Source organism: Streptomyces alboniger, assembly GCF_008704395.1.
Lineage (GTDB): Bacteria > Actinomycetota > Actinomycetes > Streptomycetales > Streptomycetaceae > Streptomyces > Streptomyces alboniger.
Map to the genome: position 1 here is coordinate 6996596 of NZ_CP023695.1, position 24313 is coordinate 7020908.

The window sequence follows — 24313 nt, forward strand, 5'->3', positions numbered from 1 at the left end:
CAGCAGCATGTCCGCCAACAGGATTCAGCACAAGGTGAATCACGTCGCGCTGGTAGTGGACTGTTCGGGTTCCATGCGTCCGCACGAGCATCAGCTCGTGCGAGTCGTGGACGAGTTCGTGGCGGGATTGAAGGCCGAATCGGACAGCCTCGGCCACGAGACCCGCATCAGCCTCTACTCGTTCGACCACAGGGTGGAGAACCTGGTCTGGGACATGGACGTGAAGCACCTTCCGTCCATGCGCGGCCTGTACCGGGTGAACAATGGGGCGACGGCACTCATAGAAGCCTCACTGAAGTCCCTGGACGACCTGGGCCACATATGGGAGGAATACGGCGAGCACAGCTTCCTCCAGATCGTGGTGACGGACGGCGAGGAGAACGCCTCCGGCGGCGACCGGCGGCACGACGGCGACATGGCCATCCTCGGCCCCTGGCTCGACAGGATCGCGGCCAAGATGGGCGGACTCCCCGGCCACTGGACCTCCGCGATCCTCGTCCCGAACTCCCTGGCCAAGCGCACCGCGCAGAACTACGGCTTCCCGGCCGGGAACATCGCCATCTGGGACGCGGATTCCCAGGAGGGCGTCGAGGAGGCCATCGGCACCGTGCGCGCCGCCGCCACCAGCTTCCTGCGGGCCCGCGAGAAGGGTGTCCGCGGCACAAAGAATCTGTTCGCCGTCGGCCAGGACATATCGATCGACGAGGTGCGGGCCAACCTCGAACCGATTCCGGCGAACAAGTACCGGCTCCTGAAGGTCGACAAAGAGGCCGAGATCCGTCCCTTCGTCGATTCACATCCGGGAGTGACGTACGAACGTGGCGCGTGCTATTACCAATTGGGCGCCCGCGCTCAGGTCCAGCCGAACAAGGAAGTCATCGTGGTGGAGAAGGACACCGACCGCGCCTATACCGGAGAAGCGGCACGCAGCCTTCTGTTCGGTACGGGCATTCAGGGGACCGTCTCGGTAAAGGCGGGCAACAATCCCAAACTGGAGGTCTATGTGCAGAGCCGCTCGGTGAACAGGAAACTCAAGCCGAATACGCGCCTGCTCATCATGCTCTGAGCTCCCAGGGGCACGGCCCGGTGCCTTCGCACCAAGCCTCCAGGTCCGCGCCGTTCACGCAGACTATTCCGCACTGCTGCGCGTATTCGAGGGCAGGGGCGGTGAAGTCGCTCGTGGTGACGAGCGCTGCCACGTCGGCGCCGTGGACGGTGAAGCAGGTACCGCCGAAGCGCTGGAGGTCCTGTGATCCGACCTTGTTGTCCTCGCCGTACCGCTTGCACTGGATGACGACCCGGCGCCCGTCGGGGGTCACGGCCAGGACGTCCGCGCCCAAGTCGCAGGCTCCGCCCACCACATCGACGTCCCGGCACGCGTCCCGGGCGCACAGGTCCGCTATGGCCTGCTCGAAGGCGTCGGCGTCGAGCGCGGTGTAGTCGACGTAGCCGACCCGCGCCTCGGGAAGTACGGCTGTCGGCTCAAGGATCTCGGAAGCCTGCTCGGCCGCCTCGTCCAGCGCCTCGGCCGCGCGCCGCGCGTACCTCGCCGCGGAGAAGCGGCGCCACCGGGACCGGCCCAGTAAGGCGGCGGCGAGGCCCACGGCGAGGAGTGAACCGATCCACAGGGGACGGCTCTCGACCATGCGGGCCGCGGCGCGCACCAGGAAGACCGCGCCGCACAGGACGACAGCCAGGAGAACGAAGAACAGGGCGGTCGCGCGCAGGTCGAAGCGCCGTTCCCGGTCCCTGCGTCGAATGGGGCGCGTGGGTACGGTCATTCCACTCCCTCACGATGAACGCCGGCGAAGATCACTCGTCCACGCATGCCCAAGATCGACATCGCTAAAAGAGCGGCCGGTGGCCGCCGGCCAGGCACCTACCGTTCGAGGTCCTTGTGCGCCGTCTCCGGCAACCGCAGATACACCACCGACGACACGAGGCACAGCACGGCCACGTACACGGGGAACAGCCCGGGGGAGCCGATCTCCTTGAACAGGGTCCCCACGTACGGCGCCGTACCGCCGAACAGCGCGACGGTCAGCGAGTACGGGAAGCCGATCCCGGCCGCGCGGACCCTCGCGGGGAACACCTCCGCGTTCACCGCCGCCGAGATCGACGTGAATCCGGTGAGCAGCACCATCCCCGCACCCTGCACGAGCAGCAGCGAAAGGAACGACCCCGAGAGGGACTTCAGCAGCGGCACGCTGAGGGCCGCGAAGCCGATGCCGAAGAACAGCAGCAGCGGCCTGCGCCCCACGCGGTCCGAGAGCAGGCCGCCGAGCGGCTGGAGCAGGGCGAAGAACGCGAGCGAGAGCGTACCCGCGAGCAGTGCCTGGCCCTTGCTGATGTCGGTGTTCAGCTCGGCGTACGTAGGCAGGTACGACGTCCACGTGTAGTACGCGATGGTGCCGCCCGCCGTGATGCCGCAGATCAGCAGCGACTGGCGCGGGTGCCTGCGCAGGGCGTCGAAGAGCCCGGGGCGCTCGCCCCGTTCGGCGGGCGGCTCGTGTGTCTCGTACGCGCCCTGCCTGATCCAGAAGCCGACCAGGCTGAGCACCGCCCCGAGCAGGAAGGGCAGCCGCCAGCCCCAGCCGTCCATATGGCCCTCGGAGAGCGTGGCGACCAGCAGTGCCGCGACGCCCGACGCGGCCAGCTGGCCGGCGGTCGTGGAGACGTACTGGAAACTGGAGAACAGACCGCGCCGCCCCGGGCCCGCCGACTCCACGAGAAAGGTGGTCGACGCGGCGAACTCGCCTCCCACGGAGAGCCCTTGGAGCAGCCGCGCCGCGACCAGCACCACGGGAGCGAGCACGCCCACGGACGCGTAGGTGGGGGTCAGGCCGACCAGCAGACTGCTGCCGCCCATCAGCAGGATGGTGACGGTCAGCGCGCTCCGCCGGCCGCGCCGGTCGGCGACGGCGCCCATCAGCAGGCCGCCGACCGGCCGCATGAAGAAGCCGACGGCGAAGACGGCGAACGTGGAGAGCAGCGGCACCAGGGAGTTCCCCGCGCTCTTGGGAAAGACCTGATCGGCGATGTAGGTGGCGAGGAAGGTGTACGCGTACCAGTCGTACCACTCCACGGCGTTGCCGACCGACGCGGCGAGCAACTGCCGTACCGGGCGCCGCTCGTGGGCGGGGGAGTCGTCGGCCGTCTGCTGGTCCTGCTGTGTCATGATCACGACCCTCCCCTGCTCGGCGGCGCCGTACACGTGGTGTCCGTCAGGCGGACACGGCGTCCCGGCGCCAGCCCTGCCGGCCCTGTCGGCCCTGCCGGCCCTGTCAGGCCGTCGTCGGCTTGTACGCGTACACCGCCGTCGTCACCAGGCACGGCAGCGGCGGCACCACCTCGACACGCAGGGTGCGGCGCACGGCGTCGTAGTCAACGCCCTCCGTCTCGAAAGTCCCGTCGCAGGCGCTGCGCCGCGGCGAGGCGAAGAGGGAGGTGACGCGGCCGGTCACGGGCCGCCCGTCGAGCGCGCGCTCCAGATCGACCTGGAGCACCGGGCGGTCCTCGGGGAACAGTTCCTTGGACGCGTCGTTCGAGGCGCACACCAGCCGCGTGGCGGAGACGAAGTCGCAGCCCTGTACGTCCCTCACGGGCCTGTCGAGGGTGATCTGCCCGGCCTGGGGGAGCGCCCCGCCGGCCGGCGGCGTCGAGGGGTTGAGCAGCGGTGCGGGGAAGACTTGGAGGCGCTTCTGGTCGCCCCACTCGCCGGACACCAGCCAGCGCGCGTCCGGGGAGACGGCGGCGAAGGAGTTGTTGAGCTTCTCGCCCGCGTCGAGCTGATGCTCGTAGAGGTAGCGCTGCCCGCCCGGGGTGGTGACCGCGAACATCTTCGACTTCGCGGCGTCGCCGCCCTGGTAGGCGTCGAAGGTGTGCCCGTCCGCGATGTCGGGATCGCCTATGTGCCCCCAGCCCTTGACGCGCAGGGCGAGCGGAATCGAGCCGAGCCCCCGGTGGAGGAGCCCGCCGTCCGCGCGGCTCGCGAGCCCCTGGCTGCCGGTGAGGGAGTTGACGTACGAGGTGCCGGACTCCTGCCAGCCGCCCGGCGAGAGAGGCGTGGCGAAAGGGGCGGGCGCGGCCGAGGCGCCGCCGCCCGTCACCACCGCCAGAGCGACGGCACCGAACAGGGCGGTTGATGCCTTCCAAAGGGTCATCGGGGCGCTACCTCCGTGGGGGGTCGGAACGCTGCCGCGTCATCGTACGTAACGTGAGCCCCGGCGGTAACAGTCGATAACAGTCCGACAGAAGGCGGTTGAAGACGTGAAGCTGGCGATTCTCGGCGGGGGCGGTTTCCGCGTGCCGCTCGTGTACGGGGCCCTCCTCGGCGACCGTGCCGAGGGCCGTGTCACCGACGTCGTCCTGCACGACCTGGACGCGGCGCGGCTCGGCGCCGTCACCCGTGTCCTCGTCGAGCAGGCCGCGGGCGTCCCGGACGCGCCCCTCGTCACCGCGACCACCGACCTCGACGAGGCGCTGCGCGGCGCCGACTTCGTGTTCTCCGCGATCCGGGTCGGCGGCCTGGAGGGGCGCGCCGCCGACGAGCGCGTCGCCCTCGCCGAAGGCGTCCTCGGCCAGGAGACCGTCGGCGCGGGCGGCATCGCGTACGGGCTGCGGACCGTGCCCGTCGCCGTGGACATCGCGCGCCGCGTCGCCCGGCTGGCCCCGGACGCCTGGGTCATCAACTTCACCAACCCCGCCGGCCTGGTCACCGAGGCGATGTCGCGCCACATCGGCGACCGCGTCATCGGCATCTGCGACTCGCCCGTGGGCCTCGGCCGCAGGGTCGCGCAGGTGCTCGGCGGCGACCCCGACGAGGCCTTCATCGACTACGTGGGCCTCAACCACCTCGGCTGGCTGCGCGGCCTGCGCATCGCGGGCCGCGACGAACTGCCGCGCCTGCTCGCCGACCCCGGACTTCTCGGCTCCTTCGAGCAGGGCAGGCTCTTCGGCGCCGACTGGCTCCAGTCGCTCGGCGCGATCCCCAACGAATACCTGCACTACTACTACTTCAACCGCGAGACCGTACGCGCCTACCAGCAGGCGGAGCGGACCCGCGGCGCCTTCCTCCACGACCAGCAGGCCCGCTTCTACGACGGCATGCGACAGCCGGGCACCCCCGCCCTCAGGACCTGGACCGAGACGCTCGCCGAGCGCGAGGCGGCGTACATGGCGGAGAACAGGCAAGCGGCGGGCGTGGGGGAGCGGGCCGAGGAGGACCTGGAGTCCGGCGGGTACGAGAAGGTCGCCCTCGCGCTGATGCGGGCCATCGCGCGGGACGAGCGGGCGACGCTGATCCTCAACGTCCGCAACGGCACGACCCTCGCCGCCCTGGACGCGGACGCCGTCATCGAGGTGCCGTGCTCCGTCGACGCCAACGGCGCCCACCCCATGACGGCGGACCCGCTGCCGGGCCACGCCACCGGCCTGGTGTGCTCCGTCAAGGCCGTCGAGCGCGAGGTGCTCGCCGCGGCCGACAGCGGATCGCGCGCCACCGCCGTCAAGGCGTTCGCGCTGCACCCGCTCGTCGACTCGGTGACGGTCGCGCGGCGCCTGGTGGACGGCTACCGGGGTGTGCATCCCGGTCTGGCGTACCTGAGATGATCACGACATGAGTCCCGTCGTCTCCATCGGTGCCGCAGCCCGCCGCCCCTGCACGCTCGTCGTGTGCCGGGGCTGCTGCTGCGGCGACGTCCGCAAGAACCCCGGCATCGACCACGCCTGGCAGCTGGAGCGGCTGCGGTCGGCGGCGGCGGCCTCGCGCGGCCGGTTCGCGGTGCGCACCAGCGAGTGCCTCGGGCCGTGCGGCCAGGCCAACATCGTCGTCGTCCAGCCCTCGTACGAGGGGCGCAGGCGTGGCGGCCGCGCGGCCTGGGTCGGCTTCGTCACCGACGACGAGTCGCTGGAGCAGATACTCGCCTGGGCCGAGGCGGGCGGCCCCGGCCTCGCCGAGCCGTCACCGACGCTGGCGCTGCAACTGGTGGACCCCCGGGCCGTCTAGTCGACCCCGGGCCCCTTGGGCCCCTAGCCCGCGAGGACCTGGTCCAGGAAGCCGTGCAGGTTCTGGAGGGTCCTGGCGTTCTGCTCCTGCGGCGACAGGCTCTCCTCGAGGCGGCGCGCGAGCACCGTCGTCTTCTTTCCGCGTACGTAGAGGGAGCAGGCCAGGTCCGCGCAGATGTACAGGCCCACCGAGTTGCCCTGGCGGCCCGCCGCTCCGGCCTTGGGGGCCACCAGCAGCGTGATGCCCGAGCCGGACTGCGGGGTCACGCAGACCGAGCAGATGCTGGACTTGAGCAGGCTCTTGCGCGGCCCGCTGGAGGCGCGCAGCGCGATTCCGACGGGCTTGCCGTCCCGCCACGTCACCGCGTAGCCGCGCTCGGGGGCCTTGGGGTCGCGCCAGCCCAGGAAGCCCAGGTCCTGCCAGGGGGTGTCGGCGAAGTCCGTCGGCAGCGTGAGCCTGCTCGCCTCGCCCTTCGAGCAGTTCACGAAGGAGGCGCGGATCTCTTTTTCACTGACGGGTTCCATGATCCGGAAGGTATCAACGGACAAACGGAACCGTCGTCCTATTTTTCTCTCAGTGCTCTGTAGAGCGCCCCGACCAGGTGGATGCTGCGCAGATCCTCCCCGGAGGTCCCGGCACCCACGCGGTTCATCGTGTACGCGTACGAGACGCGGTTCTCCGGGTCGGCGAAGGCGTACGACCCGCCGAGGCCGCCGTGCCCGAAGGCGCGCGGGTTGGGGCCCGCCTGCCCGTACTGGTTGAGCATGTAGCCGAGGCCCCACGGCCACCTGTCAGCGAGCGGCGTGACCACCCGCAGCACCAGGTCGGGCTCGTCGCCGCCGCCCTCCGGCGTGCGCAGCCGCTCCACCGTGCCGGCGGCGAGCAGCCCGCCGCCCGCCAACGCCCCATACACCGCGGCGAGTCCACGCGCGGTGGCGTGGCCGTTGGCGGCCGGGATCTCCGCACCGCGGTAGGCCGCGCCGTTCACGTCGCCGAGCGGCAGGTAGTCGAAGGCCAGCGTGGCCGGTGCCGACGGGTGGTCGTCGAGGCCGCCGACCGGGGGCGCGGGAGCACCGCCGAGCGCCCGGCGCGAGCCGCCGAGGGGCGGCGCCATGTCCGCGCATCGCCCCTGCTCGCTCTCCGGCGTGCCGACGAAGACATCCGCGTCGAGCGGCCCGGTCACCTCGGAGCGCAGAAACGCGCCGAGCGAGACCCCGCTGACCCTCCGTACGAGTTCACCGACCAGGAAGCCGAACGTCACCGCGTGATAGCCCTGCGCGGTGCCCGGCCGCCACCACGGCGCGGTGTCCGCCAGCGCCCCGGTCACCTTCTCCCAGTCGTACACGGCACCCGGGCCCAAGGGCTCCCGGGGCGCGATCAGGCCGCTGCGGTGGCTCAGCAGCCACCGCACCGGAATGTCCGCCTTGCCCGCCGCGGCGAACCGGGGCCAGTACCGCGCGACCGGCGCGTCCAGGTCCAACTCGCCGCGCTCCACGAGCAGGTGGGCGCAGAGGGCCGTCATCCCCTTGGTCGTGGAGTACACGTTCACCAGTGTGTCGCTTCTCCAGGGGCGCGTGCCCGTCCGGTCGGCGTCACCGCCCCACAGGTCCACGACGAACGTGCCGTCGACCGTGGCCGCGACGGCCCCCAGATCACCACGCTCGGCGAAGTTCCGCTTGAACTCCTCGCGTACGCGCTCGAACCCGGGCGCGCAGCTGCCGTGGACGCGCACAGACATGGACTCTCCCAGGCGGTGAGACGAATCGGCGGATCCCCCCTCCCGCGTGGCTGCCCGCAGCATTTACCCCGCGCCACGACGGGCAAACCCCCACGCCACGGCCGTCGGAGAGGTGTCCTTGTGTCCCGCCCACCAGAGGTTGGACTTCTCTTCACCCGCCGGTCACGATCCCTTCCGTATCGCTTGCTCCCCTTGGCACACTTCACCCGCTCGCGTCCCCCACACCACATGAGGTCGACACATTCATGACTGAACTCAACCGGCGCCGTTTCATGCAGCTGGCCGGCGGCACCGCGACCTACGCCGTGCTCAATCAGAGCATCGCCCGCGCCGCCTCCCTGCCCGCGAGGCGCGCCACCGGCACCATCGAGGACGTCGAGCACGTCGTGGTGCTGATGCAGGAGAACCGGTCGTTCGACCACTACTTCGGGACGCTGAAGGGCGTACGCGGCTTCGGCGACCCCCGCCCGGTGACGCTGCCGAACGGCAAGCCCGTCTGGAACCAGCCGAACGGCGGCAAGGAGGTCCTGCCCTTCCACCCCGACGCCGAGGACCTCGGCATGCAGTTCATCGCGGGCCTCGACCACGACTGGGCCGGCGGCCACAAGGCGTTCAACAACGGCAAGTACGACCAGTGGATTCCCGCGAAGTCCGAGCGGACGATGGCATATCTCACGCGCGACGACATCCCGTTCCACTACGCGCTCGCCGACGCGTTCACCGTCTGTGACGACTATCACTGCTCGTTCATCGGGGCCACGGACCCCAACCGCTACTACATGCTCACCGGCCACGTCGGGAACGACGGCAAGGGCGGTGGCCCCGTCCTCGGCAACCAGGAGGCGGGCTACGACTGGACGACGTACGCCGAGCGCCTGGAGCAGGCGGGCATCTCCTGGAAGGTGTACCAGGACATCGGCGACGGCCTGGACGCGGCGGGTCACTGGGGCTGGATCGAGGACGCCTACCGGGGCAACTACGGCGACAACTCGCTGCTCTACTTCAACAAGTACCGGGGCGCCAAGCCCGGCGACCCGCTCTACGACAAGGCCCGCACCGGTACCAACGCCAAGGCGGGCGACGGCTACCTCGACATCCTCACGGCCGACGTGTTGGCGGACCGGCTCCCGCAGGTCTCCTACATCGCCTGCCCGGAGGCCTTCACCGAGCACCCCAACTGGCCGGTGAACTACGGCGCCTGGTACATCGCGCAGGTACTCGACGCGCTCACCTCCAACCCCGAGGTGTGGGCCAAGACCGCGCTGTTCATCACGTACGACGAGAACGACGGCTACTTCGACCACATCGTCCCGCCGTACGTGCCGAAGGACGCCGCCCAGGGCAAGTCCACCGTCGAGACCACCCTGGACTACTTCCCGGGCAACGCCTCCTACGCGGCCGGGCACTACGGCCTCGGGCAGCGCGTCCCGATGATCGTCGTCTCGCCGTGGAGCACCGGCGGCTTCGTGAACTCGGAGGTCTTCGACCACACGTCGATCATCCGGTTCATGGAGCGGCGCTTCGGCGTCAAGGAGCCGAACATCTCGCCGTGGCGCCGCGCGATCTGCGGCGATCTCACCTCCGCCTTCGACTTCGGAGGCAAGGACACCGACCCGGCGGAGCTGCCCGGTACCGCCGCGTACGAGCCGCCGGACAACAAGCGCCACCCCGACTACGTCCCCAAGGCGCCCGCAAGGCCCACGCTGCCCAAGCAGGAGCGGGGAGCCCGCCCGGCACGCCCCCTGCCGTACGTCCCGCTGGTGGACGGCAGCGCGGACGCGGCCGCCGGGAAGTTCACGCTGACCTTCGGCGGCGGTGACAAGGCGGGCGTCTGCTTCCACGTCCGCTCCGCCAACCGCACCGACGGCCCCTGGACGTACACCACCGCGGCGGGCAGGACGATCTCCGACACCTGGAACTCGGCGTACTCCAACGGCACGTACGACCTGTCGGTGTTCGGCCCGAACGGCTTCCTGCGCACCTTCAAGGGCCCCGGCAAGAAGGCTGGCCCCGAGGTCACCGCCCGGCACGACGGGACGACCGGCAACCTCAAGCTGACCCTGAAGAACGCGGGCAGCGCGGACGTGAACCTCACGCTGACCAACGCCTACGGCGGCACGCCCCAGACGTTCAAGGTCAAGGCTGGCGCCACCGTGTCGCACACCGTCGATCTGCGGTCGGCCAAGCGCTGGTACGACCTGACCGTGAAGTCCGACACCGACCCGGGCTTCCTGCGGCGGTTCGCCGGCCATGTGGAGACCGGCGCGGCGGGCGTGAGCGACCCGGCGATCATCACCGTCTGAGCATCCGCGGGACCGCTGGGCGCGCGGTGGTCACCACCGGGCAAGGGGCCGGTGAACGGCCTGTGAACGGAAATGTAGGGTCTCCCGGGTGACCACGCATGCGAAGACCCCTGAAGGCTGGTACCCGGACCCCGAGGGCCACCCCCAGCAGCTCCGCTGGTGGGACGGCTCCCAGTGGACCCAGCAGACCCACCCGGCCCAGCAGGTCCCGCGGCAGTCGCAGCCCGACCCGGCGAAGGTGCAGCGCCAGGTGCAGCAGCAGGCGGGCATCACGCCGAGCGCCCAGGGCGGCGGCACCCTGTTCACCGAGCCGATCCTGGTGGTGAACCAGAAGACCAAGCTCGTCGAGCTGACGAACGAGTACAGCGTCATGGACCAGGCGGGCAACACGCTCGGCTCGGTCGTGCAGATCGGCCAGAGCGCGCTGAAGAAGATCGCACGCTTCGTCTACAGCCTCGACCAGTACATGACGCACAAGTTGGAGATCCGCGACGCCTACGGCCAGCCGCAGATGATGCTGACCCGCCCGCGGAAGTTCATGAAGTCGCGGGTGATCGTCGAGCGTGCCGACGGGCAGCCGGTCGGCGAGATCGTCCAGCAGAACGTCATCGGCAAGATCAACTTCGCGATGATGGCGGACGGCCGGCAGGTCGGCGCGATCAAGGCGGAGAACTGGCGCGCCTGGAACTTCGCGATCGTCGACCACGCGGACAACGAGGTCGCCCGGATCACGAAGACCTGGGAAGGCCTCGCCAAGACCATGTTCACCACCGCGGACAACTACGTCCTACAGATCCATTACCAGCTGCCCGAGCCGCTCCTGAGCCTCGTCGTGGCAACGGCCCTCACCGTCGACACCGCCCTGAAGCAGGACGCACGCGGCTTCGGCTGACCGGACTCACCCCGCCTACGGCGACGGCACCGGCCGCGCCGCGCCGCGCCGCCGCTGCTCAGGACCGTGACAGATGCAGCGTCGCCGGTTCCGCGGGCCGGCCGGAGATCGGCGTCAGGAACTCCGGCACGGGCTCGCCCGCCGGGCCCCGCGGCGACCGCGTCAGTACCACGACCCCGCAGGCCGCGACCGCCGCGCCCGCCACCGCGAGGGAGATCCCGCCCGCGCCGCCCCGCAGCCGCTCGCCGAGCAGCGCCACGCCGATGACCGAAGCCGCCACCGGGTTGGAGAGGGTCACCACGGCGAGCGGCGCGCCGAGGCCGCCGCGGTAGGCGGTCTGCGAGAGCAGCAGACCCCCGGCGGCGAGCGCGGCGACCAGCAGCGCCACCACGACGACCTGCGGATCGAGCAGCGGCCCCGAACGGTCGGTCACGGCGACCGTCACGGTCTGCGTCAGCGCCGAGGCCACCCCGGAGGCGAAGCCGGACGCCGTCGCGTGCCGCAGCCCCGGCCGCGCGCCCGGACGGGAGAGCACCCCGATGACCGCCATCGTCGCGGCGGCCACGGCCAGCGCCTCGGGCACCGTCAGGGTGTCGTCCGGTGCCGGTCCCGAAGCGGTCAGGAGCAGCGCGCCGAGGCCGATGAGCGTGAGCCCGGTGCCGCGCCACTCCAGGCGCGTCACCCGGCGCCCCGCGAGTCGCGCGCCGAGCGGTACGGCGACGACGAGGGTGAGCGCCCCCAGCGGCTGGACCAGCGTGAGCGGCCCGTACTTCAGGGCGGCCACGTGCAGCAGGGCCGCGGCCGCGTTGAGCCCGACCGACGACCACCAGGTGCCGCTGCCGAGCATCCGCAGGACCCCGCTCTCCCCCTCGGCGACCCGCGAGGCGAGCCGCTCCTGGGCGACGGCGGCAGCGGCATACGCACCCGCCGAGACGAGGGAGAGCACGACGGCGAGAAGCGTGGCGCTCACTGTCGGGCCCCCGAGACGGCCAGAGCGGGGGAGGGCGCCTCGGGTGCCGGGCCGGGCCGGGGGCCCCCGGAGCGGCGTACCACCAGCGACCGGGCCGGACGCGGCAGCCGGATGACCGCGAGCGCGATACCGAGCAGCGCCGTGGCCACGAGGGCGTCGAGCCAGTAGTGGTTCGCGGTGCCGACGATCACGAGCAGCGTCAGCAGCGGATGCAGCAGCCACAGCCAGCGCCACCGCGTCGAGGTCGCGACGACCATGCCGATGGCGAGCATCAGCGCCCAGCCGAAGTGCAGGGAGGGCATGGCCGCGAACTGGTTGGCCATGGTGTCGGTCGCGGGTTCGGCGGCGTAGACCGAGGGCCCGTACACCTGCGCCGTGTCCACCAGGTGCGCGGCGTCCAGCATCCGCGGCGGCGCGAGCGGGAAGCCGAGGTGCAGTACGAGCGCGGCGGCGGTCAGCGCGGCGAGGACCCGCCGCGTCCAGACGTAGTGCCGGGGCCGGCGCAGGTACAGCCAGACGAGGAAGAGCAACGTCGCCGGGAAGTGCACGGTCGCGTAGTAGGTGTTCGCGGCGTGGATCAGCGTCTCGCCGCTCAGCAGGGCGTCCTGCACGGCGCCCTCGCCGGGCAGGCGCAGCGCCCGCTCGGCGTCCCACACGCGGTGCGCGTTGCGGAACGCCTCACCGGTGTGTCCGTTGGCGAGCTGCCTGCCGAATTTGTAGACGAGGAAGAGTCCTACGACGAGGAGGAGCTCGCGGACGAGGGGCGGTCGGGCAGATATGTCCGGCTTCCGGACGACGGTGGCGTCCGGCTCCCGGACGGTGGTGTCCGGCTCCCGTTCGGCAGGCTCGGTTCGGGATTCCATCCCCCGGCCCCTTTGCGTGATGACTGGGTAGTGCGGTGTCGAGCGAGGGATCGCCCCGCTCATCGATACGCCAGTGTACCGATACGGCGGCGTACCGGTACACTGGCGTATCGAAGAGGGCTGATCGAGCCGATCCGGCCGCCGCACCGAGGAGAAGAGCCATGACGTCGACGTCGAGCCGCTCGAAGATCACGCCGGAGCGTGAGCAGGAGTTCTACGACGCCGTCCTCGACCAGCTCCGCGAGAGCGGTTACGAGGCTCTGACCATGGAGGGCGTGGCCGCCCGCACCCGGTGCAGCAAATCCACGCTCTACCGCCAGTGGAAGACCAAGCCCCAGTTCGTGGCGGCCGCGCTGCGGGCCAACCGCTGTGTGCGGTTCGCGGGGATCGACACCGGCAGCCTCGCCGGGGACCTGCGCGAGGCCGCCAGGGCCGCGGGCGAGCAGTCGGGGCGGGACACGATGCTGGTCCAGGCGCTCAGCCACGCCGTCCTCCAGGACGTGGACCTGCAACGGGTGCTGCGCGAGACGCTGGTCGAGCCGGAGCTCCAGGCCATGGACGTGATCATCCGGCGGGGCGTCGAGCGCGGCGAGATCCCCGAGGGGCACCCGGCGGTGGAGTTCCTCACGGTGCAGCTGTTCGGCGTGCTGCGGGCGAGGCCGGTCCTGGAGGGCGTGCACGCCGACCAGGAGTATCTGACCCGCTTCGTCGAGGCCTGCGTGCTGCCCGCGCTCGGCCTCACCTGATCGTGGGCCCGAGTCGGTGGGATGACACGACCCGGGCCTGCCCGCGCCGCACCGTGGGGACGGGGGCGGCGCGCACCCCCGGGCCGGACGGGGTTCCTCCTGAGCGGCGAGGAACCCCGCCCGGCCCCTAGGGCGTGTGCGCAGAGTCCCGCCTGCGCCGCGACGCCCGGCACGCACTCTCGCCGCATCGCATCGGCCGAAAGCCCAAGTACACCCAGTACGAGGGCATCCGGCCGCCACGCCGAGAGCACGCACCGGACCCCGCGACGCCCGCCCTGCGGGCGAACGACGGGACTTCGCGGACACGCCCTAGGGCGTACGCGATGCGCGTACGCCTTTCACACGCCCTGCCGGCTTACGCGCCCTGTCCGGCTACACGTCCTGCCCGGCTCCCGCGCCCCCGCTCGTGGAGCCCGCCTTGATGCCCTTCGCGATCTGGTCCATGTAGGACGGCGAAGGGGCCTGGTCGTTGTCGTCGATGCCCATGCGGACGATGATGATCTTCGACTTGTCGGCGGGGGAGGGGAAGGCGAGCGATTCGACGTAACCGTCGTCGCTCTTCTCCGTGACCGCCTTCCAGCGGACGTGGTAACCCTTCTGGCCCGCCACGGTGATCGACTTGGAGGCCAGCACCTTGTGCGAGGTGATACGGCCGTAGGTCTTGCCGCCGTACCCCTCCTTCGCGTTCTGCTTGATGTCCGCCTTGGCCGCCGCCTCGGGCGTCTTGGCGTCGATGTCGAGCTTCTCGGCGTTCTGGGAGTACGCGCTGCCGCGGGTGCACTGCTCCTGGGGGTTGCCGGGGCAGGGGATCGGGTCCGTCTGCACCCCCGCGCCGAACCTGGTGGGCCCACCCCGCCAGCCGTCCGGTATGGGGATCTTGATGCCGTTCGCCGAGTCGTTCGCGAAACCGGCCTCCTGACCGGGGTCCTCGGGGCCCTCCGAGCCGTCCGGTGACCGCGGCTCGTCGGGGGACTCCGAGTCCTTCGGGTTCTGCGGGGCGCCGCTCGACGGCGCCTTGGCCGCGGAGCCGTCCCCGCCTCCGTCGTCGTCCGCCGTCAGGGCGTACACGCCGCCGCCTATCCCGGCGAGGACGACGAGCACCACGCCGACGGCTATCGCGACGCGCAGGCCGCGCCGGGGCGCGGGGGCCTGTCCCGGATGGGCCGGAAAGGCCGCCTGGGTCGGATACGCGTGCGTGCCCGCGGCCCGCACCTGATCCGTCCATACGTTCCCGTCCCACCAGCGCTCGGTGGGAGGACCGCCGGGGGTCTGGCCGGGATCGGGGTACCAGCCTGGGGGAGTCATCTGCGTCATGGGCGCCAGAGTATGAGCCCCGCGTGAAAGCGGCATGAGAGGGGGCTGCCCAAAGGCGAAGGATCCTCGGCGGCCTACCGCCCCCGGCTCCCGTGGCCGTTGACGACCAGACGCGCCGGAGCCTCCTTCTCGGGGACCGTGTGGGGCCACCGCATACCCCGTCGCCCCGGTGTGATCGAGCCCAGCACGCTGGCATGCCGCGCCCCTGTGCTCGTCGGGACCGTTCCCGGCAGGCCGTGCAGAGTCAGGAAGCCGAGGACCGCGAAGGCGTACGCCTCCTTCGCCACGGACGGCAGGCCCAGCTCGTCCGAGGTGCGTACCGGAGCCACGCCCCCCAACTCGGCCCGCAGGAAGGCCATCAGCACCGGATTGCGGGTGCCCCCGCCGGAGACGATGACCTCCGAGGCCCGCACCGAGCGGACGGCGTCGGCGGCCGTGCGGGCGGTGAGCCGGGTGAGCGTGGCGACGACGTCCTCGGTGGACAGCGCCTCGAACCCCTTCAACGCCCTCCGCAGATAGGGAAGATGGAAGAGTTCTTTGCCCGTCGTCTTCGGTGCCGGGAGCGCGTAGTACGGCTCGGCGAGGAGGCGGTCGAGGAGGGCTTCGTGGACCGTGCCGCCGGCGGCGATCCGCCCGTCCAGGTCGTAGGCGAGGCGGCCGCCCGTCGCCTCGCCCACCGCGGCGTCGATCAGGGCGTTGGCGGGACCCGTGTCGAAGGCCGTGCCGTCGGCGGCGGTGATGTTCGCGATGCCGCCGAGGTTCAGCGCGGCGGGGGCGCCGGGGCGGCCGCGCAGCCACATCCGGTCCACCAGGCTGACCAGGGGCGCGCCCTGGCCGCCCGCCGCGATGTCGCGTGGACGGAAGTCGGCGACCACCGGAAGTCCCGTCGCTTCGGCGATCCACGCGGGCTGGCCGATCTGAAGGGTGCCGTGCACCTGCCCGTCCGCCACCCAGTGGTAGACCGTCTGACCGTGCGAGGCCACTAACTCGGCCTCCCCGTCGCATAGTTCGCGGTCCGCCTCGACCGCGGCGGCGGCGAAGGCGCGGCCGATGGCGGTGTCCAGGCGGCAGACGTCGGCGAGCGTGGTGGCCGCGGGCGGCAGCGCGGCGGCGAGCGCGGCACGCAGCCCCTCGTCGTAGCCACGGCTGATCAGCCCGAGGGGGGTGAGTGTCAGGCGGTCCCCGTCGAGGGTCAGATCGGCCGCGGCCGCGTCGATCGCGTCGTATGAGGTCCCTGACATGAGCCCGATCACGCGCACGTGGGGCCTCCTTCTCGGTCGGCGCACCAATGAGCTTGATCATCGCATCCCGTGGGAGGCGGGCGACGCGTCTTGTCCGAAAGCGGCACGGGGTGCAGCCGGGTACCGGCCCCGCGTGGCCGGTACGCCGCGCCGTCCGGGTCCACCGGACGCGCCCCCGACCGTGACCGAGGCACGGGGCGCGTCTCCCGCGCGGGCCGTGTGCCGAGCGCCTGGCCTCTGCGCCGCCCGTCCGCCGTGCGTCGCGCGCGGCCCCGGGCCGGGGACGCGCCGGGCCGGGCGCGCCGGTGCCCCTCACCCCCACTCATCACCCCCACTCGGTCAGGACTTGCCCCCTCCACACCCCCGGGCTCCCCCACGCCCCCCGCAGCGCACGCGCCTTGGTGAGCCAGAGGGAGAGCTCCAGTTCCGCGGTGTACCCGATCGCCCCGTGGAGCTGGAGCGCGGCGCGGGATGCCGTGTACGCCGTCTCGGTCGCCGCCACCTTGGCGGCGGCTATGTCATCCGGAGCCATCGTCACCGCGGCGCCCAGCACCAAGGGCCTCGCGAACTCCAGTCGGACCAGGACGTCCGCGAGCCGGTGTTTGACGGCCTGGAACGCTCCGATCGGCGATCCGAACTGGGTGCGCTGCTTCACGTACGCCACCGTCCTGTCGAGCAGCGCGAACCCGACACCGAGCGCCTGCGCGGCCGTGGCCAGTGCGGCCCAGTCCGTCGCGTGCCGTGCCGCGGCGGTCACGGCGGGGCCCGCGGCGAGCAGTTCACCGCCGGGCAGCGGCGCGGCGAGGCGTCGCGCGGGGTCGAGGGACCGGCGCACGCGCGCGTGCCCGGGCGCGAGCCGCAGTTCACCGCCCGCCACGGCCATGATCAGGCCCGCCTCCTCCGCGTCCAGCGCGTACGGCCCGCCATGGGGCAGCGTCAGGGTCGCGCACGCCGCCCCGGAAGCGAGTGAAGGCAGGAACCGTTTGGCCGGTTCCGGCTCACCCAGCTCCGCCAGGCGGACGAGAAGCGCCTCCGCCGCCACCGTCTCCACCACGGGACCCGGCACCGCGTGCCGCCCCAACTCCACGAAGGCGACGGCCGTTTCGACGGGCAGCGGGCCCACACCCTCGTACGCCGGCGGAACCGGCAGCGCGAAGACCCCCGCGTCCGCCAGCCGCGCCCACACCGCCCGCCCCCGCGCGTAGTCACCGGCGCCCCACGCGCGCGTGGCCGCCACCGTGTCACCCGCCGTCAGCATCGCGTCCAGCGAGCGCGCGAACTCCCGCTGCTCGACGTCGAGGAGAAACCTCATCAGCGACGTCCCTTCGGCAGTCCGAGCAGGCGCTCGGCGATGATGTCGCGCTGGATCTCGTTGGTCCCGGCGTAGATGGGTCCGGCGAGCGAGAAGACGTAACCCTCCATCCAGTCCTGCCCCTCCGGTCCACCCTCGGCCAGTTCGCCCTCCGCACCCAGCAGATCCAGTGCCGTCTCGTGGAGGGCGATGTCGTACTCCGACCAGAAGACCTTGTTGAGGCTGGACTCGGCGCCGATCCTCTCCCCGGCCGCGGAGCGCGACGCGCAGGCCCAGGTGAACAACTCGTAGGCGCGCGCCCCGATGACGGCGTCGGCGACCCGGTCGCGCAGCGCGGTGTCCGCCGGATCCGCCTCCGCCCGCCAGCGTCGCGCGAGACGGTCCGCGGAAGCGAGGAAGCGCCCGGGGGAGCGCAGCGTCAGGCCGCGTTCGTCGCCCGTGGTCGACATGGCGATCCGCCAGCCCTGGCCCGGCTCGCCGATGACGTCCTCGTCGGGTACGAAGACGTCGTCGAGGAAGAGTTCGGCGAAGGCGGGCTTGCCGTCCAGGCGGCCGACGGGGCGGACCGTCACCCCGTCCGCGTCGAGCGGGAACATCAGATAGGTGAGTCCCCGGTGCGGCTTGCCCGCGGCGCCGGAACCGGCCGCGTGGCCGGGTTCGTAGCCGGGCTCGTAGCCGGGCTCGTACGGCTCGCTGCGGAAGAGTCCGAACGCGCGGTCGGCGAAGGCGGCCCGTGACGACCACGTCTTGTGTCCGTCCAGACGCCAACCGCCGTCCGTACGGCGGGCGGTGGAGCGCAGCGACGCCAGGTCGGACCCGGACTCCGGCTCCGACCAGGCCTGCGCCCAGATCACCTCACCGGTCGCCATGGAGGGCAGTACCCGCGCGCGCTGTTCGGCGGTGCCGAAGTCGAAGAGCGTCGGCGCGAGCAGATTGATGCCGTTCTGCGAGACCCGGGCCGGCGCCCCCGCCGCGTAGTACTCCTCCTCGAACACCAGCCACTTCACGATGTCGACGCCCCGACCGCCGTACTCCTTCGGCCAGGACACCACCGACCAGCGGTCGGCCGCGAGTGCGCGCTCCCACTCCCGGTGGGCCGCGAAGCCCTCCTCGGTCTCCAGAGAGGGCAGCGGCACGGCCGGCACGTGCGCCGCGAGCCAGTCACGGGCCCGCTGCCGGAACTCCTCCTCCTCGGCGGCGAAGTCGAGGTCCATCCACCCACCTCCCACGGCCCTTCCCTAACAAGTGTTTGGTAGATTACCTTGTGGGCAGTCAAAGAGTCGAGGATCCGGAAGCCGGCCAGAAGCCAGTACACGCGCAGCACCCAGGAGGAGGGCCGCCCATGGACGCACCCGCTTGTCCGCCGGGACACGACCTGCTCGCGGGGCGCACCGCCGTGATCACGGCGGCGGCCGGCGCGGGCATCGGCGGCGCCACCGCCCGCCGCTTCCTGGAGGAGGGCGCGCACGTCGTCATAGGCGACGCCCACCCGCGCCGCACCAAGGAGACGGTGGCGGCGCTCGCCGGGGAGTTCGGCGCCGACCGGATCGACGGCGTCCCGTGCGACGTCACCGACGAGGAGCAGGTCCAGGGTCTGTTCGAGCTGGCGGAGCGGCGCCATGGCCATCTGGACATCGTGGTGAACAACGCCGGACTCGGCGGGACGGCCCGGATCACGGAGATGACCGACGACCAGTGGGACAAGGTCATCGACGTGACGCTGAACGGCACGTTCCGCTGTATGCGCGCAGCTCTGCGCCGCATGCGGGCGGACGGCCAGGGGCACGGGCACAGCGGCGTGATCGTGAACAACGCCTCGGTGCTCGGCTGGCGCGCCCAGGAGGGCCAGGCGCACTACGCCGCCGCGAAGGCCGGTGTCATGGCCCTCACCCGCTGCGCCGCGATCGAGGCCGCCCCGCACGGCATCCGGGTCAACGCGGTCGCGCCGAGCCTCGCCATGCACCCCCACCTCGCGAAGGTCACCTCCCCCGGGCTCCTGGAAGAACTCACCGCCCGCGAGGCGTTCGGGCGATACGCGCAGCCGTGGGAGATAGCCACCGTCATCGTCTTCCTGGCCAGCGGCTACTCCTCGTACATGACGGGCGAGACGGTCTCGGTCAGCAGCCAGCACGCCTAGGCGGAGAATGACCGTGTGTCGAAACCGAAGCAGAGCACCAGCGAACCGCACCAGCGCACCAGCACGTCGCAGCAGGGCACCAGCGAGCCGAAGCAGGCCGCCGGCAAGAAGAAGGCCCAGGTGAGCCCCTCGCCCGAGCGCCGCCACGAACTCCTCGGCATCGCCGCCGACGTCTTCGCCGAGCAGGGGTACAACGCCACCACCGTCCGCAAGATCGCCGACGCCGCCGGCATGCTCGCCGGCAGCCTCTACTACCACTTCGATTCCAAGGAGTCGATGCTCGAAGAGATCCTGCGCACCTTCCTCACCGAGCTGTGGGACGGGTACGACACCGTGCTCCAGGCCCAGCTCGGGCCCCGCGAGACGCTGGAGGCGCTCGTCACCGAGTCCTTCCGGGAGATCGACCGGCACCGCGCCGCCGTCGCGATCTACCAGAAGGAGTCCAGGCACCTCGTCGCCCAGCGCCGCTTCCAGTATCTGTCCGACTCGCAGCAGCGCTTCGAGAAGACCTGGCTCACCACGCTGGAGCGAGGCGTCGCGGAAGGCGTCTTCCGCGACGACCTGGACATCCGGCTCGCCTACCGCTTCGTGCGCGACACCGTCTGGGTCGCCGCGTCCTGGTACCGCCCCGGCGGCGGCCACAGCCCCGAGGAGATCGCCCGCCAGTACCTGTCGATGGTCCTGGACGGCATCTCCGTACGTCCGTAGAGCGGCGCGTCGTCCCACGGCGCCCACGACCGAGGAGTACGCAGTCATGGCCGAGGCCTACATCGTCGAAGCGGTGCGCACCCCCGTCGGCAGGCGCAAGGGAGGGCTCTCCCGGATCCATCCCGCCGACTTGGGCGCCCACGTCCTCAAGGCCCTCGTCGAGCGCACCGGCATCGACCCCGCCGCCGTGGACGACGTGGTCTTCGGCTGCCTGGACGCGGTCGGCCCGCAGGCCGGTGACATCGCCCGCACCAGCTGGCTCGCCGCCGGACTCCCCGAAGAGGTGCCCGGCGTGACGATCGACCGCCAGTGCGGATCGTCCCAGCAGGCCGTGCACTTCGCGGCGCAGGGCGTCCTGTCCGGCACCCAGGACCTCGTCGTCGCGGGCGGCACCCAGAACATGTCGATGGTCCCCATCGCCTTCGCCTCCCGCAAGGCCGCCGAACCGCTCGGCCTCACCGAAGGCCCGTACGCGGGCAGCGAGGGCTGGCGCGCCCGCTATGGCGACCTGCCCGTGAACCAGTTCCACGGCGCGCAGCTGATCGCCGCCAAGTGGGGCACGACGCGCCGCGACATGGAGGGATTCGCCCTCCGCTCCCACCAGCGGGCGATCCGCGCCATCGACGAGGGCCGCTTCGAGCGTGAACTCGTCGCGTACGGCGACGTGACGACCGACGAGGGCCCGCGCCGCGACACGACCCTGGAGAAGATGGCGGCCCTGCGGCCCGTCCTCGACGACGGCACGATCACCGCCGCCTGCTCCTCGCAGGTCTCGGACGGGGCCGCCGCCCTGCTCATCGCGAGCGAACGAGCCGTGCGGGACCACGGGTTGACGCCTCGCGCGCGTGTCCACCACCTCTCCGTGCGCGGCGAGGACCCCATCCGGATGCTCTCCGCGCCGATCCCCGCCACGGCGCACGCGCTCAAGAAGACCGGCATGAGCATCGACGACATCGACCTCGTCGAGATCAACGAAGCGTTCGCGCCGGTCGTCCTCGCCTGGCTGAAGGAGACCGGCGCCGACCCGGAAAAGGTCAACGTCAACGGCGGTGCCATCGCCCTCGGCCACCCCCTCGGCGCCACCGGCGCGAAGCTGATGACGACCCTCCTGCACGAACTGGAGCGCACCGGCGGCCGGTTCGGCCTCCAGACCATGTGCGAGGGCGGCGGCCAGGCGAACGTGACGATCATCGAGCGTCTCTGACCGCCCCTTCGACCACCCTCCCGGGCCCCGCGGCGCACGGCAAACGGACTCTCCCTCACCCCTTGTGGGAGCACCTGCGCGGACCGCGCTCCACAGCGGCCCCGTCCCGGCTAGTCTCGACTTCTGTACGTCGATTGAGCGACCCCGGGAGGTAGCGCGATGACACAGGGACGGCCCGGCGGAACCTCCTGGGCCCCGCTGTGGGAGCGCGACGACGAACTCGCCGCGGTGACCCATGCCGTCGAGGAGCTGTGCGCGGACTCGACCAGCGGCGGAAGCCTGCTCGCCTTCAGCGGAGAGGCCGGCATCGGCAAGACCGCGCTGCTCGCCGAAGTGCGCCGCATCGCGGAGGCCCACAACGCCACGGTCTGGTCCGCACGCGGGGGCGAGGCGGTCACCTCCGTCCCCTTCAACGTCGTACGCCAGCTCCTCCAGCCCGAACTGGTCTCCCTCTCAACCGAAGCGGCCCGCGAATACCTCGGCGACTGGTACGACATCGCGGGCCCGGCCCTCGGCATCGTCGAACCCGGCGGGCGCCAGGCCGATCCGCAAGGCGTGTGCGACGGACTCGTCGCGGCGGTCTCCCGCCTCGCCCAGCTGAAATGGCCCCTCGTCCTGCTCATCGACGACGCGCACTGGGCCGACCAGGAGACGCTGCACTGGCTGGCCGCTTTCGCCCAGCGCCTGGACGAGCTGCCCGTACTCGTCGTGATCGCCCACCGGCCCGGCGAGGCCAAGGAGGGCGGCGCGCGCCACATCGCGTCGGTCACCGGCATGGCCCGCACCTTCACCGCCCTGCGCGCGCTCACCCCGGACGCCGCCGCGGGGCTGACCCGCGCCACGCTCGGCGAGCACGCCGACGCCCCCTTCTGCCGCGAGGTGTGGGCGGTCACCGGCGGCAACCCCTACGAGTCGGTCGAACTCCTCGCCAAGGTCCAGGACAGCGAACTGGAACCGGTCGAGAGCTCGGCGGACGCGCTGCGCGCCCTCAACCGCACGGCCAAGGGCCATGGACTGATCGCCCGCCTCGAAGACCTCGGCACCGATGTCACGCGCTTCGCCTGGGCGGCCGCCATCCTCGGCACCTCCATCTCCCTGGACATGGCCACCCGGCTCGCCGGCATGCCCCGCGACACCGCCGAGTCATGCGCGGAACGCCTGTGCACCGCACGCATCCTGATCCGCGACGCGGAGGGCCTGGAGTTCGTCCACCCGCAGATCGCCAGCACCATCTACCGCTCGATCCCCTCGGCCACCCGCACCGCCCTGCACGGCGTGGCCGCCGCGGTCGTCACCCGCGACGGCCGCAGTGCCGCCGCGGCCTCCCGGCACCTGCTGGAGGTCCACCCGGAGGACGACCCCGAACTGGTCGAGCAGTTGCGCCGAGCCGCCGCCGAACACCTCGCGGTCGGCGCGCCCGACGCGGCCCGCCGCTGTCTGGAGCGGGCCCTCAAGGAACCACCGCTGCCCGAGATCCACGCGCGCGTGCTCTACGAACTGGGCTGCGCCACCCTGCTCACCTCACCCGTCACCACCATCAGGCACCTGCGCGAGGCGCTGTCCATGCGCGGCCTCGACCAGGAGCTGCGCGTCGACGCGGTCTACCGCCTCTCCCAGGCCCTCGTCCACAACGACCAGCTGGAGGAAGGCCTGCGGGCCATCGACGAGGAGGTGGAACGGCTCGACGAGGGACCCGCGCGGCTGCGCCTGCAAGCCGTGCACTACATGTGGGAGGGCATCCACGCCGGCGAGGAGGACTCGCCCGGACGGTCACGGCGGCTCGCCGCGCTCGCCGGCCCCCTCAGCGGCCGGGACAACTCCGAACGCGCCCTGCTGATCCTGCGCGCCTTCGACGCCATGACCCGCGGCGAGAACGCGGAACTGGTCGTCGAGCTGTGCGACCGCGCCCTCGTCAACGGCCGCCTCGCGCCAGGACTCGGCTGGACCGACACGGAATGGAGCTTCGAACTCCGCCTGATGCTCGGCGGTTCGTACGCCTTCGCGGACCGGCTCGACCGCGCCGAGAGCCTGTTCACCGAGGCCGTACGCGCGTACGAGACGGCGGGCTGGAGCGGTGGACACCTCGCCCTCTCGCACGCCTTCCTCGGCTATGTGTACCGCAGGCGCGGACGGCTGATCGACGCCGAGCGCTCCCTGCGCGAGAGCCTGCGCCTCGCCGACCGCGTCGGCCAGGGCCTGCCCATGCACTGGGAAGCCGCCAGCATGCTCGTCGACACACTGCTGGCGCGCGGGCACATCGACGAGGCAGGCGCGATCGCCGACCGCTACGGCTTCGCGCCGCCCAACGCCTCCACGATCTACGTACCCGACGCGCCGTGCGTCCGCGGCAGGCTGCTGCTCGCCCTCGGGAACACGAGCGAGGGGCTTGCCGAGCTGGAAGCCACGGCGAAGGCGTTGACCGCGCGCGACCAGTACAACACCGTGCTCGCGCCGTGGGCCTACGACCTCGCCCGCGCCCTGGCCCACGAGGACCCCAAGCGGGCCGCGCGCCTCGTCTCCGACGCCCGGATGCAGGCCGAGCGGTTCGGCACGGACACCGCGATCGGCGAGGCGCTGCGGTGTGCCGCCGCTCTGGAGACCGGGGCCCGCTCCCTCACCCTCTACCGCCAGGCCGCCACCTATCTGGAGGCCTCGCCCTGCGCGTACGAACACGCGGTGGCCCGGGTCGAGTACGGCATCGCCGCCGGTTCCACGCCGGATCTGGAACGCGGGTTGGCCCTGGCGGTGAGCTGTGGGGCGGACGGTCTTGTCGCACAGGCGCGGGAACGCTTGTCGCTGGTACGGGGCTGAGGGCCGGCCGCGCCTTCTGCTGGGTCCGACCCTGGACTCGGGGGTTGGCGCGGACGCCGCGGGGCTC

21 protein-coding genes are annotated in these 24313 nt (G+C 71.7%); 10 read left to right on the top strand and 11 right to left on the bottom strand.

What is annotated here, in order from left to right; all coding sequences use genetic code 11:
- Positions 1-7: 7 nt before the first annotated feature.
- Entirely contained in the window at positions 8-1066 is a 1059-nt protein-coding gene (locus tag CP975_RS30720) for a vWA domain-containing protein (protein WP_055533459.1), read from the top strand.
- Here CP975_RS30720 and CP975_RS30725 read toward each other — a convergent pair.
- The 3 genes from CP975_RS30725 to CP975_RS30735 form a co-directional block, all read right to left on the bottom strand.
- Entirely contained in the window at positions 1056-1781 is a 726-nt protein-coding gene (locus CP975_RS30725) for a restriction endonuclease (protein ID WP_055533457.1), read from the bottom strand. The genes CP975_RS30720 and CP975_RS30725 overlap by 11 nt on opposite strands.
- Before the next feature lie 98 nt (positions 1782-1879).
- Positions 1880-3178: an MFS transporter gene (locus tag CP975_RS30730; protein ID WP_055533486.1), complete on the bottom strand. Its 1299-nt coding sequence runs from the start codon at positions 3176-3178 to the stop codon at positions 1880-1882.
- Positions 3179-3284: 106 nt separating this feature from the next.
- Positions 3285-4163: a hypothetical protein gene (locus CP975_RS30735; RefSeq protein ID WP_055533454.1), complete on the bottom strand. Its 879-nt coding sequence runs from the start codon at positions 4161-4163 to the stop codon at positions 3285-3287.
- A gap of 106 nt (positions 4164-4269) precedes the next feature.
- On the opposite strand from CP975_RS30735, the gene CP975_RS30740 reads away from it, so the two are divergent.
- Together CP975_RS30740 and CP975_RS30745 are read left to right on the top strand one after the other, a co-directional pair.
- Complete coding sequence (locus tag CP975_RS30740) at positions 4270-5610, top strand: 6-phospho-beta-glucosidase (protein ID WP_055533452.1); 1341 nt, start codon at positions 4270-4272, stop codon at positions 5608-5610.
- Positions 5611-5617: 7 nt separating this feature from the next.
- Entirely contained in the window at positions 5618-6007 is a 390-nt protein-coding gene (locus tag CP975_RS30745) for a (2Fe-2S) ferredoxin domain-containing protein (protein ID WP_055533451.1), read from the top strand.
- Positions 6008-6030: 23 nt separating this feature from the next.
- Here CP975_RS30745 and CP975_RS30750 read toward each other — a convergent pair whose 3' ends face one another.
- Positions 6031-6531: an FBP domain-containing protein gene (locus CP975_RS30750; protein ID WP_055533449.1), complete on the bottom strand. Its 501-nt coding sequence runs from the start codon at positions 6529-6531 to the stop codon at positions 6031-6033.
- A 38-nt stretch (positions 6532-6569) separates the two neighbouring features.
- Positions 6570-7745 carry a serine hydrolase domain-containing protein gene (locus CP975_RS30755; RefSeq protein WP_055533447.1) on the bottom strand — a complete coding sequence of 392 codons (1176 nt, stop codon included), beginning with the start codon at positions 7743-7745 and terminating at the stop codon, positions 6570-6572.
- Positions 7746-7990: 245 nt separating this feature from the next.
- Here CP975_RS30755 and CP975_RS30760 point away from each other — a divergent pair, with 245 nt between their 5' ends.
- Together CP975_RS30760 and CP975_RS30765 are read left to right on the top strand one after the other, a co-directional pair.
- Complete coding sequence (locus CP975_RS30760) at positions 7991-10048, top strand: phosphocholine-specific phospholipase C (RefSeq protein WP_055533445.1); 2058 nt, start codon at positions 7991-7993, stop codon at positions 10046-10048.
- Between the two features lie 88 nt (positions 10049-10136).
- A complete protein-coding gene (locus CP975_RS30765) occupies positions 10137-10940 on the top strand; it encodes an LURP-one-related family protein (protein ID WP_055533444.1) in 804 nt (267 codons plus the stop codon).
- Between the two features lie 58 nt (positions 10941-10998).
- On the opposite strand, the gene CP975_RS30770 is transcribed toward CP975_RS30765, so the two are convergent.
- Together CP975_RS30770 and CP975_RS30775 are read right to left on the bottom strand one after the other, a co-directional pair.
- On the bottom strand, positions 10999-11910 hold the full coding sequence (locus CP975_RS30770) for a DMT family transporter (RefSeq protein WP_150477587.1): 912 nt from the start codon (positions 11908-11910) through the stop codon (positions 10999-11001).
- Entirely contained in the window at positions 11907-12773 is an 867-nt protein-coding gene (locus tag CP975_RS30775) for a phosphatase PAP2 family protein (protein ID WP_150477588.1), read from the bottom strand. The genes CP975_RS30770 and CP975_RS30775 overlap by 4 nt, the downstream gene beginning before the upstream one ends.
- A 161-nt stretch (positions 12774-12934) precedes the next feature.
- On the opposite strand from CP975_RS30775, the gene CP975_RS30780 reads away from it, so the two are divergent.
- Positions 12935-13519 (top strand): TetR/AcrR family transcriptional regulator, encoded by a 585-nt coding sequence (locus CP975_RS30780; RefSeq protein ID WP_055534247.1) that lies wholly within the window; start codon positions 12935-12937, stop codon positions 13517-13519.
- A 372-nt stretch (positions 13520-13891) separates the two neighbouring features.
- On the opposite strand, the gene CP975_RS30790 is transcribed toward CP975_RS30780, so the two are convergent.
- The 4 genes from CP975_RS30790 to CP975_RS30805 all read right to left on the bottom strand — a co-directional run bounded on the left by CP975_RS30790 (position 13892) and on the right by CP975_RS30805 (position 18600).
- Positions 13892-14833 carry a DUF2510 domain-containing protein gene (locus CP975_RS30790; protein WP_055534246.1) on the bottom strand — a complete coding sequence of 314 codons (942 nt, stop codon included), beginning with the start codon at positions 14831-14833 and terminating at the stop codon, positions 13892-13894.
- Between the two features lie 74 nt (positions 14834-14907).
- Positions 14908-16092 carry an anhydro-N-acetylmuramic acid kinase gene (locus CP975_RS30795; RefSeq protein WP_055534244.1) on the bottom strand — a complete coding sequence of 395 codons (1185 nt, stop codon included), beginning with the start codon at positions 16090-16092 and terminating at the stop codon, positions 14908-14910.
- Between the two features lie 307 nt (positions 16093-16399).
- Positions 16400-17386, bottom strand: coding sequence for an acyl-CoA dehydrogenase family protein (locus CP975_RS30800; RefSeq protein WP_150477589.1), 987 nt, complete (start codon positions 17384-17386; stop codon positions 16400-16402).
- Positions 17386-18600, bottom strand: a complete 1215-nt coding sequence (locus CP975_RS30805) for an acyl-CoA dehydrogenase family protein (protein ID WP_055535799.1) — start codon at positions 18598-18600, stop codon at positions 17386-17388. Before CP975_RS30805 ends, CP975_RS30800 begins: the two co-directional genes overlap by 1 nt.
- A gap of 128 nt (positions 18601-18728) precedes the next feature.
- On the opposite strand from CP975_RS30805, the gene CP975_RS30810 reads away from it, so the two are divergent.
- From CP975_RS30810 to CP975_RS30825, 4 genes are all read left to right on the top strand, one after another.
- Complete coding sequence (locus CP975_RS30810; protein ID WP_055535797.1) at positions 18729-19523, top strand: SDR family oxidoreductase; 795 nt, start codon at positions 18729-18731, stop codon at positions 19521-19523.
- A gap of 120 nt (positions 19524-19643) precedes the next feature.
- Entirely contained in the window at positions 19644-20231 is a 588-nt protein-coding gene (locus CP975_RS30815) for a TetR/AcrR family transcriptional regulator (RefSeq protein WP_055535803.1), read from the top strand.
- A 46-nt stretch (positions 20232-20277) separates the two neighbouring features.
- Entirely contained in the window at positions 20278-21435 is a 1158-nt protein-coding gene (locus tag CP975_RS30820) for an acetyl-CoA C-acetyltransferase (protein ID WP_055535795.1), read from the top strand.
- Between the two features lie 159 nt (positions 21436-21594).
- Complete coding sequence (locus CP975_RS30825; RefSeq protein WP_055535793.1) at positions 21595-24246, top strand: ATP-binding protein; 2652 nt, start codon at positions 21595-21597, stop codon at positions 24244-24246.
- The last annotated feature ends 67 nt before the right edge of the window (positions 24247-24313 follow it).

Excerpts from the sequence above, each read along its gene's own strand:
- CP975_RS30800 (WP_150477589.1), bottom strand. The coding sequence starts at position 17,386 with ATGAGGTTTCTCCTCGACGTCGAGCAGCGGGAGTTCGCGCGCTCGCTG.
- CP975_RS30780 (WP_055534247.1), top strand. The coding sequence starts at position 12,935 with ATGACGTCGACGTCGAGCCGCTCGAAGATCACGCCGGAGCGTGAGCAG.
- CP975_RS30775 (WP_150477588.1), bottom strand. The coding sequence starts at position 12,773 with ATGGAATCCCGAACCGAGCCTGCCGAACGGGAGCCGGACACCACCGTC.
- CP975_RS30745 (WP_055533451.1), top strand. The coding sequence starts at position 5,618 with ATGAGTCCCGTCGTCTCCATCGGTGCCGCAGCCCGCCGCCCCTGCACG.
- CP975_RS30750 (WP_055533449.1), bottom strand. The coding sequence starts at position 6,531 with ATGGAACCCGTCAGTGAAAAAGAGATCCGCGCCTCCTTCGTGAACTGC.
- CP975_RS30760 (WP_055533445.1), top strand. The coding sequence starts at position 7,991 with ATGACTGAACTCAACCGGCGCCGTTTCATGCAGCTGGCCGGCGGCACC.
- CP975_RS30805 (WP_055535799.1), bottom strand. The coding sequence starts at position 18,600 with ATGGACCTCGACTTCGCCGCCGAGGAGGAGGAGTTCCGGCAGCGGGCC.
- CP975_RS30810 (WP_055535797.1), top strand. The coding sequence starts at position 18,729 with ATGGACGCACCCGCTTGTCCGCCGGGACACGACCTGCTCGCGGGGCGC.
- CP975_RS30825 (WP_055535793.1), top strand. The coding sequence starts at position 21,595 with ATGACACAGGGACGGCCCGGCGGAACCTCCTGGGCCCCGCTGTGGGAG.
- CP975_RS30720 (WP_055533459.1), top strand. The coding sequence starts at position 8 with ATGTCCGCCAACAGGATTCAGCACAAGGTGAATCACGTCGCGCTGGTA.
- CP975_RS30725 (WP_055533457.1), bottom strand. The coding sequence starts at position 1,781 with ATGACCGTACCCACGCGCCCCATTCGACGCAGGGACCGGGAACGGCGC.
- CP975_RS30730 (WP_055533486.1), bottom strand. The coding sequence starts at position 3,178 with ATGACACAGCAGGACCAGCAGACGGCCGACGACTCCCCCGCCCACGAG.
- CP975_RS30820 (WP_055535795.1), top strand. The coding sequence starts at position 20,278 with ATGGCCGAGGCCTACATCGTCGAAGCGGTGCGCACCCCCGTCGGCAGG.
- CP975_RS30755 (WP_055533447.1), bottom strand. The coding sequence starts at position 7,745 with ATGTCTGTGCGCGTCCACGGCAGCTGCGCGCCCGGGTTCGAGCGCGTA.
- CP975_RS30790 (WP_055534246.1), bottom strand. The coding sequence starts at position 14,833 with ATGACGCAGATGACTCCCCCAGGCTGGTACCCCGATCCCGGCCAGACC.
- CP975_RS30735 (WP_055533454.1), bottom strand. The coding sequence starts at position 4,163 with ATGACCCTTTGGAAGGCATCAACCGCCCTGTTCGGTGCCGTCGCTCTG.